Raw genomic sequence first — 12,631 nt, 5'->3', positions numbered from 1 at the left:
TCAGCCGTTCCGATCACCCACCCGAATATCCGTCACCCCCACCCGCTCAGCCTGCTCCATCACCTCCTCCGGCGTCGAATCCGCCGAAGGCATGAGCAGACTGTTCTCCGCATCCCCAGATGTAACTGCAACAAATGCATGGCCGCCTCATGCTCAGCCAGCTGCGCCTGCTTCAGCTCAAGCTCATAACTGCGCGGCTCACCATTGAAGCGATAGTGCAAAACAAAAACAGCCATCGTCTGATCCTCGAAGAAAGTCAAAACAACTGCATACCCTGACCGACCGGTCAGCTTATTGGTTCAACCGCATCGCTGGCCGGGCAAACTTTTCGCGGCGCCGGGCGTCCCTTGCATACACTTCCCGAAAAGCTGATCACAGCTAAGGACTGGCAATGACCTTCTTCATCTTCCTTCTGGCCTGCGCAGCAGCCGCCACCACCGGTGTAATGTTCAAACCGGGCCCGTGGTACGAAGGCCTGAACAAACCCGGCTTCACGCCACCCAACTGGGCGTTTCCGGTAGCCTGGACGATCATTTATCTGTTGCTGGCCTGGGCCGGTTACCGCTTGAGCCTGATCCCCGGCAGCCAGACCGTGCTGGCCCTGTGGGCCGCGCAAATCGCCCTGAACACCCTGTGGACGCCAGTGTTCTTCGGCGCGCATCAGGTGTTGGCGGCGATGGTCATCCTCGCGCTGCTGTGGCTGGTCGTCGCGGCGATGGTAGTGCTGGCGTTGCAACTGGACCTGATCACCGGGCTGATCCTGTTCCCGTACCTGGCGTGGCTGTGTGTCGCGGCGGCATTGAACTTCTCCATTCTGCTGAAGAACCGCGTATGACGGCCCCTGCGCCTTGGCCGCAAGGTGAGCGCGAACTGGCGCAAGTGCGCGCGTTCAACCGCAAGCTCGCCTGGCTGCCGCGCTTCAAGATTCGCAACCGCCTGACGCCGCGCCTGATCCAGGCGCTGCTGCGCGTCAGTCAGGTGGTCGGGGCGAAAAAACTGCGCGAGCATGGCCTGACGGCCGAGCGAAAAATCTTCGATACAGTGCCCGTGCGGATCATTCGCCCCAAAGGCCGGCCGCGCGGCGTGGTCCTGGATTTCCATGGCGGCGGCTGGGTGATCGGCAACGCGCAGATGAACGACAACTTCAACATCGCCATCGTCAATCAGTGCGAGGTGGCGGTGGTCTCGGTCGATTACCGCTTGGCCGTTTCAACCCCGGTCGAAGATCTGCTGGACGATTGCCTTCGCGCCGCGCGCGGGGTACTGAATGACGCCGAGTTCGCCGGATTGCCCGTGGTGGTGGTCGGCGAATCGGCCGGCGCCCATCTGGCCGTTGCGACGTTATTGGCACTGAAAACCCGGTCCGAATTGCTGCAACGCATCCACGGTGCGCTGTTGTATTACGGCGTTTACGACCTGACCGGTACACCCAGCGTACGCAACGCGCCGGCCGATACACTGGTGCTGGACGGCCCCGGCATGGTCGACGCGTTGCGCCTGCTGACCCCTGATCTGAGCGACGCACAACGCCGAGAGCCACCGCTGTCGCCGCTGTATGGCGACTTCACCGGCCTGCCCCCGACGCTGCTGTTTGCCGGCGAACTCGACCCGCTGCTTGACGATACCCTGCTGATCGCCGAGCGCTGGCAACCCTCGGCGCCGGTTGAGCTGCATGTATTGCCGGCGTCGCCCCACGGGTTCATTCATTTTCCGACGGCCATCGCTCAGAGCGTGCTGGCTTACAGTCGGCAGTGGATTTCGACGCGTGTCGAGGGCGCTAAGGCGTGATGACGAGGTTTCAGTGAAGGATGGGTGCTCGGACATTACCTGTACCCTCTTGAAACAGCCTGCAATACCCGTTTTCCTCAATTTGCCGGTGTTCGCCCGCCAACCGCTGATTTTCTGCCTAGACTTGCTGTTGTTCCGGCACCCGATTGCGCTCAACGCATCGAGCCATCCGATAACAACAACAAGAGGAAGTCCGTAGATGCTCAGATCCCTGTATACCGCGCTGGCCTGCGCGTTGGCGTTAGGCACAATGAGCCCGGCCATGGCGGCCGACCCGGTCATCATCAAGTTCTCCCACGTCGTTGCCGACCAGACGCCCAAAGGCCAGGGTGCCTTGCTGTTCAAGAAACTGGTGGAGGAACGCCTGCCGGGCAAGGTCAAGGTCGAGGTCTATCCCAACTCCTCGCTGTTTGGCGATGGCAAGGAAATGGAAGCGCTGTTGCTGGGCGATGTGCAGATGATTGCGCCGTCGCTGGCCAAGTTCGAGCAATACACCAAAAGCCTGCAGCTGTTCGACCTGCCGTTTCTGTTCAACGACATCAACGCCGTCGACCGCTTCCAGTTGAGCCCGGAAGGTCAGGGGCTGCTCAAGTCGATGGAAAGCAAGAACATCACCGGCCTGGCCTATTGGCACAACGGGATGAAGCAACTGTCGGCCAACAAGCCGCTGCGGGTGCCGGCCGATGCCCGTGGCCTGAAGTTCCGCGTGCAGGCTTCTGCCGTACTTGAGGAACAGTTCAAGGCCGTGCGCGCCAACCCGCGCAAGATGAGTTTCGCCGAGGTGTACCAGGGCTTGCAGACCGGCGTGGTCAACGGTGCGGAAAACCCTTACTCGAACATCTACAGCCAGAAAATGCATGAGGTGCAGAAATTCATCACCGAATCCAACCACGGCGTGCTGGATTACATGTTGATCACCAACACCAAGTTCTGGAACGGCTTGCCACCTGACGTACGCAGCGAACTCGACAAGATCGTTGTCGAGGTCACCGCCCATGTGAACAAGGAAGCGCAGCAACTGAACGAGAGCGACAAACAGCGCATCCTCGCGGCCAAAACCACGGAAATCATTACCCTCACGCCTGAAGAACGCGAGCAGTGGCGCGAAGCGATGAAACCGGTGTGGAAGAAGTTCGAAGCCGATATCGGCCCTGAGCTGATCTCCGCCGCCGAAGCCGTCAACAAGGCCCAGTAATCGCATGGCAGGTGCTGCCGGGGCGGCGCCTGCCAGTCTTGACTCGACGTGAGATGCCCGCCATGAAAGCGCTTCGGCGAATCTGGGAACACTTCGAGGAAGGCTTTATCGTCTTCCTCCTGGCTGCGATGACACTGGTCACGTTCGTTTACGTGATCCTCAACAATTTCTACAGCCTGTTTTACTGGCTCGCCGATCACTGGCCGGCGGCAAGCTCGCCGCTGTTTGCTATCGGCGACGGCATCATGGGCATGGCCCAGGCGATGACCTGGAGCACTGCCCTGACCAAGGCCTTGTTTGGCTGGCTGATCTTTTTCGGCCTGGCCTATGGCGTCCGCACGGCCGGGCACATCGGCGTCGACGCACTGGTCAAACTGGCCCGCCGCTCGGTGCAGAAATACATCGGCATCCTCGCCTGCCTGTGCTGCCTGGCCTATGCCGGGGTGCTGTGCATTGCCAGCCTGGAATGGATCGCGACCCTGATGAACGCCGGCATCGGTGCCGAAGATCTCGGCCACTTCGGCATCATGCAATGGCATATCGGGTTGATCGTGCCCTTGGGGTTCGCGCTGATTTTCATCCGTTTTGCCGAAATCCTCGTGCGCATACTGCGCAACCGTCAGACCGGGCTCGGCCTGGCCGATGAAGCCGCCGACGCCCTGAAACTCGCCGAGCACGAGGATGACAAGCCATGACCATCGCCTTCCTGTTCGTCGCGCTTTTCGCTTTGATGTTCATTGGCGTGCCCATCGCCATTTCCCTCGGCCTGGCCGGGTCGCTGACGATTATTTTCTTCAGTCCCGATTCCGTGCGTTCGCTGGCGATCAAGCTGTTCGAGACCTCGGAGCATTACACGCTGCTGGCGATTCCGTTTTTCCTCCTCGCCGGGGCATTCATGACCACCGGCGGGGTTGCCCGTCGCCTGATCGACTTTGCCAACGCCTGCGTCGGGCATATTCGTGGCGGCCTGGCCATCGCGGCGGTGCTGGCGTGCATGCTGTTTGCCGCCCTCTCCGGCTCCAGCCCGGCGACCGTGGCAGCGGTGGGTTCGATCGCCATCGCCGGTATGGTCCGTTCCGGGTATCCGCAGGCCTTCGGCGCAGGGATCATCTGCAACGCCGGGACCCTGGGCATTCTGATTCCGCCGTCGATCGTGATGGTGGTGTATGCCGCCGCCACCGAGACCTCGGTCGGCAAGCTGTTCATGGCCGGGGTGATACCGGGCCTGCTGCTGGGCACGGCGTTGATGGTGGCGATCTACATTGTCGCGGTGAAAAAGAACCTGCCCGCCCTGCCCCGCGCCACCCTGCGTGAATTTCTCGCGACCGCACGCCAGGCCATCTGGGGCCTGTTGCTGATGGTGATCATCCTCGGCGGCATCTATTCGGGAATGTTCACCCCCACCGAAGCGGCGGCCGTGGCAGCGGTCTACTCGGCGTTCATCGCGCTGTTCGTCTACAAGGACCTGACGTTTCGCGAGACGCCGAAAGTCCTGCTCGAGTCGGCCAAGCTGAGCATCATGCTGATGTTCATCATCGCCAACGCCATGCTCTTCGCTCATGTGCTGACCACCGAACAACTGCCGCAGCAGATCACCGCCTGGGTGATCGACGCCGGCCTGACCCCGGTCACGTTCCTCCTGGTGGTCAACATCGTGCTGCTGATTGCCGGCGCGTTCATGGAGCCGTCAGCGATCATCCTGATTCTGGCGCCGATTCTGTTCCCCATCGCGATGAAGCTGGGCATCGACCCGATTCACCTGGGCATCATCATGGTGGTCAACCTGGAGATCGGCCTGATCACGCCACCGGTGGGCCTGAACCTGTTTGTCACTTCGGCGGTGACCGGCATGTCCCTGCCCGCGACCATCCGGGCGGCGATGCCCTGGCTGATGATTCTGCTGCTGTTCCTCGTGCTGATTACCTATGTGCCGTGGATTTCGCTGGTACTGCCGACCTGGCTGGGGATGAGCTGATGCCCGCACCCGTGCCGTGCAGCGCTAACACACTCTGCTGACAACCATAACAAGACGGAGAGATTGCCCATGCGAGTCAAAACACGCTTTGCCCTGTTGGCCGCCGCCACCCTGGCATTGAGCAGCGCGGCACAGGCCGCGCCGGTGTTCATCAATATCCTGACCGGAGGCACCAGCGGGGTGTATTACCCGATCGGTGTGGGCTTGTCGCAGATCTACAGCGACGGCATCCCCGGTTCGAAGACTTCGGTGCAGGCCACCAAAGCCTCGGTGGAAAATCTCAATCTGTTACAGGCCGGTCGTGGCGAGTTGGCGCTGGCCTTGGGCGATTCGGTGGCGGACGCGAAAAACGGCGTAGAAGACGCCGGTTTCAAAGCGCCCCTGACCAAACTGCGTGCCCTCGGCGGCGCCTACCCCAATTACATTCAGATCGTCGCCAGCCAGGAATCGGGGATCAAGTCCCTCGCCGACCTCAAAGGCAAGACCATCTCGGTCGGCGCACCCAAGTCCGGGACCGAACTCAACGCCCGGGCCATTTTCAAAGCCGCCGGCCTGACCTACGAGGACATGGGCAAGGTGCAATACCTGCCCTTCGCCGAATCGGTAGAGCTGATCAAGAACCGCCAACTGGACGCCACACTGCAATCCTCCGGACTGGGCATGGCGGCGATTCGCGACCTGTCTTCGGTGATGCCGCTGAACTACGTTGCCATCCCGCCTGATGTGGTGAGCAAAATCGGCAACCCGGCCTATCAGAGCGCGATGATTCCGGCCAACACCTATGACGGTCAGGCCGAAGCCGTGCCGACCGTGGCAATCACCAACATCCTGGTGACCCGCGCCGACCTGCCCGATGACGTCGTCTACCAGATGACCCGCCTGCTGTTCGAGAACCTGACGCGGCTGGGCAATTCGCATTCGGCCGCCAAGGACATCAAACTGGAAACGGCGGCGAAAAACCTGCCGATCGACCTGCATCCCGGCGCCGCACGCTACTACCAGGAAAAAGGCGCGTTGTAATCGCCCCACAGCGCAGTGGCGACCCGAGCGTCGCCACTGCGCCCGTGATTCCTTCCAGCGTAGTCATGAGGCAGGCCGCCAATGAGCGATGAGCATCACGGCATTTCCGCGAACCCGCGGGACTGGCCAAAAGCGCTGTTTTACGTAGCGCTGCTGTTTTCGGTATTCCAGATCATCACCGCAGCCTTTGCCCCGATCTCCAGTCAGGTGCTGCGCGCGGTGCACGTCGGTTTCCTGTTGTGGGTGGTCTTTCTCAGCTACCCCGCTTACGGCCAGAGCCGCCCCTGGCAACCACTGGCCTGGCTGCTCAGCCTGGCAGGCATCGGCGCCGCGCTGTATCAGTGGGTGTTCGAAGCGGATCTGATCCAGCGTTCCGGCGACCTGACGCCGACCGACATGCTCGTTGGCGTGGTGCTGATTGCACTGGTCTTCGAAGCCGCGCGGCGGGTAATGGGCATTGCGCTGCCGATCATCTGCGGCTTGTTCCTCGCCTACGGTCTGTTCGGTGAATACCTGCCCGGCGAACTGGCCCACCGTGGCTACGGCGTTGACCAGATCATCAATCAGTTGTCCTTTGGCACCGAAGGTCTGTACGGCACGCCGACCTACGTTTCAGCCACCTACATCTTCCTGTTCATCCTGTTTGGCGCGTTCCTCGAACAGGCCGGGATGATCAAGCTGTTCACCGATTTCGCCATGGGCCTGTTCGGTCACAAGCTCGGTGGGCCGGCCAAGGTCGCCGTGGCTTCGTCAGCGTTGATGGGGACCATCACCGGCTCGGGCATCGCCAACGTGGTGACCACCGGGCAATTCACCATTCCACTGATGAAACGCTTCGGCTACCGGGCGGCTTTTGCCGGCGGCGTCGAGGCCACTTCGAGCATGGGCAGCCAGATCATGCCGCCGGTGATGGGTGCAGTGGCGTTCATCATGGCGGAAACCATCAATGTGCCGTTCGTGGAAATCGCCAAGGCCGCGTTGATCCCGGCCATTCTGTATTTCGGTTCGGTGTTCTGGATGGTCCATCTGGAAGCCAAACGCTCCAACCTGCAGGGCTTGCCCAAAGACCAATGCCCCAGCGCATTCGGCGCGGTCAAGGAGCGCTGGTATCTGCTGATCCCGCTGCTGGTGCTGGTTTACCTGTTGTTTTCCGGGCGCACGCCGCTGTTTTCCGGGATGGTCGGCCTGGCCTTGACGGCGATTGTGATTCTCGGTTCGGCGATCATTTTCCGGGTGCACAGCTTCGGTCTGCGCTGTGCGTTCTGGATTGCCCTGGGTGTGCTGTGCACAGGCTTTTTCCAGCTGGGGATCGCGGTGATTTTCGCCGTCGTTGCGGTGCTGGTGCTGGTTTGCGCATTGATCAAGGGCGGTCGCGAGACCCTGCTGATCTGCCTGCACGCCTTGGTCGAAGGTGCACGCCATGCGGTGCCGGTGGGCATTGCCTGTGCGCTGGTGGGGGTGATCATCGGCATCGTTTCGCTCACTGGCGTGGCGTCGACGTTTGCTGGCTACATTCTGGCCATCGGCCGCGACAACCTGCTGCTGTCGCTGATCCTGACGATGATTACCTGCCTGGTCCTGGGCATGGGCATTCCGACCATTCCCAACTACATCATCACCAGTTCGATTGCCGCGCCGGCGCTGCTGGAGCTGGGCGTGCCGCTGATTGTGTCGCACATGTTCGTGTTCTATTTCGGCATCCTCGCCGACCTCACACCACCCGTCGCCCTCGCCTGCTTTGCCGCTGCGCCGATCGCCAAGGAAAGCGGCTTCAAGATCAGCCTGTGGGCGGTGCGCATTGCGCTGGCCGGTTTCATTATTCCGTTCATGGCGGTCTATAACCCGGCATTGATGCTGCAAGGCGACAATCTGTGGATGAGCGCTTACATGCTGCTGAAAACCGTTCTGGCGGTCGGCTTGTGGGGCGTCGCGTCCACCGGTTTTCTGCAACGCAAAATGGCGGTCTGGGAGCGCTTGCTCAGTCTCGTCGCGGGGGCACTGCTGATCGTCGCGCTGCCGCTGACCGACGAACTCGGCTTCGCCCTCGGTATTCTGGTTTTGTTCCAGCACGTCTGGCGCTCACGCCGCGCCGGGCTGGCACCGGCATGATTGGTTTGTGTCTGGGGCTGGCCGGCAGCCTCTGGGCACAACTACCGGTCAGCCATTTCACCCTGGCGTGGAATCACAGCATCGAGAAAATTCGCTGGGAAGAAGATTACCGCGTCAGCGCCGAAGGTCTGGTGCTGCACGAAGCACGAGTACGCGGCAATGGCGCCGGCATGGACATCCCCGATGACGCGCGACTGGACAACGGCAGCTGGCACTTCCAGCGCCGCTTGCCGCCCCAACAACCGCTGAAACTGGGGCGCACACCCGAGGCGGGCGATTATCAGTTGTGCATCGAGGGCGACTGTCAGTCGATGAGCCGCTGGGTCGGCGCCCCGACCAGCGCGCAACCGTTCATTGAGCTATGGAGCTGCGAGATCGCCGGATAGTCGTCGTTCAGCGCCCGCTCCTCTTTTGCATGGAACCCTGCGTTCACCGCCGTTCTCTATCGCAGAACCAACGGAGGAGGAATTCCCTATGATCGCCCCTGAAACCGGTATGAGGCCGGGTGAGCGCTACCGCATTGACAGTGTCGAGCGCGCGCCGCAGTTTCCTGGCTTTTTCCTTGACGGCAAGTATTACCTCGGCCCCGAACTGCAGACCGCGGTCGGTTGGCTCGAAGGCCTGACGTTTGTCTACGACATGCTCGATCCCAACGGCGAGCCGATCTACCCCGACCGGGTTGTCGGCCGGATCGAAGCGCTGACGCTGGTGATGGCCGACGGCTTGCGACTGGCCGTCGAGCTAGTGCCCTACGAAGCGGAAACCGTGCAGCCGGCCGCGGCGCCTGAAGCCCTCGCGCCGAAACGCGCAATGGCCAGCCCGCGCCTGGCGGGCAAACTGGTGGTCATCACCGGCGCCTCCAGCGGCATCGGCCGGGCGACCGCGCATGCGTTTGCCGACGAACATGCACGGCTGGTGCTGGCCGCGCGGGACGGCGAGGCGCTGGCCGAGGTGGTCGATGAGTGCGCGGCGCGGGGTGCACAAGCGTTGGCGGTGCGCACCGATGTCACTTCCAATGAGCAAATGCTGCAACTGGCCGAGCAGGCAGCGGAATTCGGCAATGGCCGCATCGACGTCTGGATCAACAATGCCGGTGTTGGCGCAGTGGGCGATTTCGAGCAGACGCCGCTGAAGGTGCATGAACAGGTTCTACAGACCGACCTGCTCGGTTATCTGCGCGGCGCGTATGTGGTGTGGCCATATTTCAAACAGCAACAACAGGGGATTCTGATCAACACGCTGTCGCTCGGCAGTTGGGTGGCGCAGCCTTATGCGGCGGCGTATTCGGCGAGCAAATATGGCTTGATCGGTCTCACCGAAGCCCTGCGCGGCGAACTGGTCGGCCAGCCGGATATTCACGTATGCAACATCTATCCGGCGGTCATCGATACACCGGGTTTTCGCGACGGTGCCAACTACACCGGCCATGCGCTGAAGCCGCCACCGCCGATTTACGATCCGCAGCGAGTGGCGAGCGCGATGGTCGATTGCGCGCTCAAACCAAAACCGCAGGTGACTGTCGGCAGTGCGGCAACCCTCGCTCGCGTGGCGCATTTTCTCCTGCCGGGTTTTTCGCAATTGTCGGGCTGGCTGACCCGCCGGGGCATCCAGCGCAGCCCCGCCATGGAAACCTCGTCGGGTAATCTGTTCTCGCCGCCCAGTGGCGAGCGGCGCGTGGATGGAGGCTGGCGCCAGCCGACAAAACCGTCACCGCTGCTTGTGGCTGGCGCGGCCATGCTGGTCGGTGGCTGCCTGCTGGCGATCAATCGATCACGCGGGCGCCGCCGCTAGCCAGCCTCCGGCGAGCGGCGGCGCGATAAAGCGTCACTGCTCGCGGGTCACCGTCAGCGCCACCACGGCGATGCGCTCGGCCAGAGCATATTCAGGCTTGACCAGTTCTTCGCCGAACACGTCCGGGTCCAGTTCTTCATAAGTCCACGCATACCTGCCGCCGGCCACCAGCGGTTTGATCGCTTCGAGGAACGGATCCTGCCCGGCCTGAATCGCCACCCCGGTGTAAACCAGCAACGTCCCGCCGAGCGCCAGACGCGGCAGCGCTTCACGCACGATACGCACCGACAGCCCCTCGCCCAACGCCCCGCCACCGTGGCGATAGGCGCGCTGATGCTGGTCGTTCATGTACGGCGGGTTGGCGATGATCAGGTCAAACTCGCCTTCGACGCTGGCCAGCAGATCGCTGTGGTAGGCCGATACGTTGTCAGCCCCGGCCAGCTCTGCGTTGACCGCGGTCATGCGCAACGCCTGCGGGTTGATGTCGACCGCCAGCACCTCGGCCTCTCGGCGTGCCCGGGCGATGATCACCGCCCCTGCCCCGCTACCGCAGCCAATGTCCACCGCACGTTTGATCGGGGCGAAGCGGTGCTGCAATTGCGCTTCGATGGCGCGGGCGAACCGATAGGTATCGGGGCCGAAAAACACCGCGTCGTTGGCGGTGGTGGGAAACGCTGAGTGCACGAACAAGCGGTCATTGAGCGTCGACCAGCGCACATGGCTGCGCCACAGCGAACCCTGCTGCTCGATGATCCCCGCCTGTTCCAGATGCCCCAACTCATCGGCGGAAAACAGCTCACCGGCAAACGGCATCGACCAGCCGAACACGTCACGAAAATCCTTGGCCAACGGGCTGGCAAAACGCTGATAAACCCGTTCGTGGGTCAGCGGCGTCGGGGTGATGAAACGATAACCGCTGTCCTGCAAGCGTTTACCCAATTCGAAAAGCGTTCGATCCGAAGTTTCCTGTAGCGACATGCAGCCTCCTGTGGTCAACGCAAACGGTCGCGCAATTGAATAAAGCGTCGGGTCGCAAACAGCCCGGCCGGACGCCAGTGCCGCTGCGGTTGCAGCCAGGGTTGCAGCTTGCGCATCTGTTCGACAGGCGGCAGGTTTTCCAGGCTCTTCTCCAGCGTGCGCTGCTCGGCATCAGCGATCTCTATTTGTTCATCCGCTGCCGCGCCTCGGCGCGCGACGTAAGGCCGGTGCGCGTTATCCGGGCAGTCACCGGTGATCCAGTCGCTGAGCAATTGTTTTTCGTAACCGTTGAACACCCCGAACATCACCGCTTCGCTGCCCTCGATCAGGCGCCAGAAACGGCTTTGCTCAACCGGCTGGCCACGTTTGATCCAGCTCTTGCGCTCCAGCGCCGCGAGGAAATCGGCCATCTGCCCCGGCGCCGCCAGCCACTGATTGATGGTGCGGTCTTCGATCCGGCAATAGTCGGAATGCATGTGCTGGCCGAAGATCGCTTTGCGTTCGAGCATCGTCACTACGGCACGCTGCAGATCGAACTCCTCAATGACGGCCGTCGAGCCTTTGCCCAGATCGTTGAGGCGATAGCCGACGGTCATGCGCCGGTAAAAATCCTCGCGCTCCGGGCCTGCCGGGATCAGCCGCAACAGCGCTTGCACAGCCTTGCGTGCATGGCCGGTGCTGGCGTTATCGATGGTCACGTGCAGACGGAAATATTGCGGGTCGATGCCCAGTTCGGCCAGTTCGTACGAGCTGATCAACAAGTGCAGTGGTGGCTGCTCGTAGCCCAGGTTGTAGCCGATGACTTCCGGCAGAAACTCATCGCCGAAACGTCCCAGCGCCAGTTGCAAGGCGCCTTGTAGGAAGCATTCATCGGCCAGCCCCTGCAGGTCGGCGCAATCGTGTTCGGCGAGCAACTTGCGATAGATCACCACATGGTTCTGCCGTGGGATGCCGTCGCCCAGCTCCTCGAGATAGGTATCGAGCAGGTAGTCGAAACGCTGGTCCTGCCAGTGCGTAGGAATGCCCGCTAGCCAGGCGCCGTCGACTTCCTTGGTCGGCGCCACATGCTGGAGAAAATACAGCGCGTGGGACTTGTTGCGGAAATAGCGCCGGTCCGCGCCTTGCTGGCGCGCCGACAGGTATTCGGCGTATTGCGCCGCGACATCGGCACAGTGCGCCTCCGACCATTGCGCCAAAGCCTCAGGCTGTGACGGCAGATCCAGCGGCAGCTCGGCGGCCAGTTTCAGTTGTTGGCGAAGCAGATCGTAGGCAGTCCGGTCAACCGCAGAATCTTCTGCCAACAGCCGATCATAAAGATCGTGATAAGAGACCGGATGCGACACGGCCCTGTGTGAAGACTTCTTGATCGGGATGTCGATCAGCGTCATGGCAGCTCCCTCATCAAATGCATGCTCATAAACGAGAGAGTCGCCGCCGGTTAAAATAATTCCTTTTTTCAGCGCAGCGACGGAGCCAACGGTGCATCCCCGATTGGCGATGTCATCACCCCAGGAAAAAACGCCCGGACAGCACTGGCCGCCCAGGCTAAATCCTGATCTGTTCGGCGAATCGCGTAAGCAAAAGCGCGATTACTTTTTCTCTTCGGCCGACTCGCCTTGCTGTATCTGCAACGAAGCCTTGCTCTTGTCGCCTTCCTTGTTGGGCGCATCGTTCGAGCCTTCGAAGCAGCCTTGCAGCAGCAACATCGAGCAGAAACCGAGGCATACGCAGAGGGTTTTCATGGGTGTCTCCTGACGGGGATTGGGGAACATTCG

Annotated in this window: 12 protein-coding genes and 1 pseudogene; 9 read left to right on the top strand and 4 right to left on the bottom strand. The window is 61.6% G+C overall.

The features are described from left to right. A pseudogene (locus tag M0746_RS09675) lies at positions 1 to 236 on the bottom strand (hypothetical protein). Between the two features lie 155 nt (positions 237 to 391). Here M0746_RS09675 and tspO point away from each other — a divergent pair. The 9 genes from tspO to M0746_RS09630 all read left to right on the top strand — a co-directional run bounded on the left by tspO (position 392) and on the right by M0746_RS09630 (position 9,878). After that, the gene (tspO, locus tag M0746_RS09670; RefSeq protein ID WP_258448976.1) at positions 392 to 835 is read left to right on the top strand and encodes a tryptophan-rich sensory protein TspO; all 444 of its coding nucleotides are present in this window, start codon (positions 392 to 394) and stop codon (positions 833 to 835) included. Next, a complete protein-coding gene (locus M0746_RS09665) occupies positions 832 to 1,788 on the top strand; it encodes an alpha/beta hydrolase (RefSeq protein WP_258448975.1) in 957 nt (318 codons plus the stop codon). The genes tspO and M0746_RS09665 overlap by 4 nt, the downstream gene beginning before the upstream one ends. A gap of 199 nt (positions 1,789 to 1,987) precedes the next feature. Continuing rightward, entirely contained in the window at positions 1,988 to 2,983 is a 996-nt protein-coding gene (locus tag M0746_RS09660; RefSeq protein WP_258448974.1) for a TRAP transporter substrate-binding protein, read from the top strand. Positions 2,984 to 3,045: 62 nt separating this feature from the next. Next, entirely contained in the window at positions 3,046 to 3,678 is a 633-nt protein-coding gene (locus M0746_RS09655; protein ID WP_258448973.1) for a TRAP transporter small permease, read from the top strand. After that, positions 3,675 to 4,958, top strand: a complete 1,284-nt coding sequence (dctM, locus tag M0746_RS09650) for a C4-dicarboxylate TRAP transporter large permease protein DctM (RefSeq protein WP_258448972.1) — start codon at positions 3,675 to 3,677, stop codon at positions 4,956 to 4,958. Before M0746_RS09655 ends, dctM begins: the two co-directional genes overlap by 4 nt. A 69-nt stretch (positions 4,959 to 5,027) precedes the next feature. Then, complete coding sequence (locus tag M0746_RS09645) at positions 5,028 to 5,978, top strand: TAXI family TRAP transporter solute-binding subunit (protein WP_258448971.1); 951 nt, start codon at positions 5,028 to 5,030, stop codon at positions 5,976 to 5,978. Between the two features lie 81 nt (positions 5,979 to 6,059). After that, positions 6,060 to 8,087, top strand: coding sequence for a TRAP transporter permease (locus M0746_RS09640; protein WP_258448970.1), 2,028 nt, complete (start codon positions 6,060 to 6,062; stop codon positions 8,085 to 8,087). Beyond that, positions 8,084 to 8,473 (top strand): DUF1850 domain-containing protein, encoded by a 390-nt coding sequence (locus M0746_RS09635; protein ID WP_258448969.1) that lies wholly within the window; start codon positions 8,084 to 8,086, stop codon positions 8,471 to 8,473. The genes M0746_RS09640 and M0746_RS09635 overlap by 4 nt, the downstream gene beginning before the upstream one ends. 88 nt (positions 8,474 to 8,561) lie before the next feature. Further along, positions 8,562 to 9,878: an SDR family oxidoreductase gene (locus M0746_RS09630; RefSeq protein WP_258448968.1), complete on the top strand. Its 1,317-nt coding sequence runs from the start codon at positions 8,562 to 8,564 to the stop codon at positions 9,876 to 9,878. 33 nt (positions 9,879 to 9,911) lie between these two features. Here the strand turns inward: M0746_RS09630 and M0746_RS09625 are convergent, their stop codons facing one another. The 3 genes from M0746_RS09625 to M0746_RS09615 form a co-directional block, all read right to left on the bottom strand. After that, positions 9,912 to 10,856 (bottom strand): class I SAM-dependent methyltransferase, encoded by a 945-nt coding sequence (locus tag M0746_RS09625; RefSeq protein WP_258448967.1) that lies wholly within the window; start codon positions 10,854 to 10,856, stop codon positions 9,912 to 9,914. A 14-nt stretch (positions 10,857 to 10,870) separates the two neighbouring features. Continuing rightward, positions 10,871 to 12,244, bottom strand: a complete 1,374-nt coding sequence (locus tag M0746_RS09620) for an iron-containing redox enzyme family protein (protein ID WP_258448966.1) — start codon at positions 12,242 to 12,244, stop codon at positions 10,871 to 10,873. Positions 12,245 to 12,445: 201 nt separating this feature from the next. Then, positions 12,446 to 12,598 carry a hypothetical protein gene (locus M0746_RS09615; protein WP_157720699.1) on the bottom strand — a complete coding sequence of 51 codons (153 nt, stop codon included), beginning with the start codon at positions 12,596 to 12,598 and terminating at the stop codon, positions 12,446 to 12,448. Between the last annotated feature and the right edge of the window lie 33 nt (positions 12,599 to 12,631).

This window comes from Pseudomonas sp. S11P7 (assembly GCF_023195435.1).
GTDB classification, from domain to species: domain Bacteria; phylum Pseudomonadota; class Gammaproteobacteria; order Pseudomonadales; family Pseudomonadaceae; genus Aquipseudomonas; species Aquipseudomonas fluorescens_G.
The sequence above is the reverse complement of the archived record's forward strand: the minus strand, read 5'-3'. Positions and strand labels throughout refer to the sequence as shown.

Coding starts and splice junctions, on each gene's coding strand:
- tspO (WP_258448976.1), top strand. CDS start 392: ATGACCTTCTTCATCTTCCTTCTGGCCTGCGCAGCAGCCGCCACCACC.
- M0746_RS09665 (WP_258448975.1), top strand. CDS start 832: ATGACGGCCCCTGCGCCTTGGCCGCAAGGTGAGCGCGAACTGGCGCAA.
- M0746_RS09660 (WP_258448974.1), top strand. CDS start 1,988: ATGCTCAGATCCCTGTATACCGCGCTGGCCTGCGCGTTGGCGTTAGGC.
- M0746_RS09655 (WP_258448973.1), top strand. CDS start 3,046: ATGAAAGCGCTTCGGCGAATCTGGGAACACTTCGAGGAAGGCTTTATC.
- dctM (WP_258448972.1), top strand. CDS start 3,675: ATGACCATCGCCTTCCTGTTCGTCGCGCTTTTCGCTTTGATGTTCATT.
- M0746_RS09645 (WP_258448971.1), top strand. CDS start 5,028: ATGCGAGTCAAAACACGCTTTGCCCTGTTGGCCGCCGCCACCCTGGCA.
- M0746_RS09640 (WP_258448970.1), top strand. CDS start 6,060: ATGAGCGATGAGCATCACGGCATTTCCGCGAACCCGCGGGACTGGCCA.
- M0746_RS09635 (WP_258448969.1), top strand. CDS start 8,084: ATGATTGGTTTGTGTCTGGGGCTGGCCGGCAGCCTCTGGGCACAACTA.
- M0746_RS09630 (WP_258448968.1), top strand. CDS start 8,562: ATGATCGCCCCTGAAACCGGTATGAGGCCGGGTGAGCGCTACCGCATT.
- M0746_RS09625 (WP_258448967.1), bottom strand. CDS start 10,856: ATGTCGCTACAGGAAACTTCGGATCGAACGCTTTTCGAATTGGGTAAA.
- M0746_RS09620 (WP_258448966.1), bottom strand. CDS start 12,244: ATGACGCTGATCGACATCCCGATCAAGAAGTCTTCACACAGGGCCGTG.
- M0746_RS09615 (WP_157720699.1), bottom strand. CDS start 12,598: ATGAAAACCCTCTGCGTATGCCTCGGTTTCTGCTCGATGTTGCTGCTG.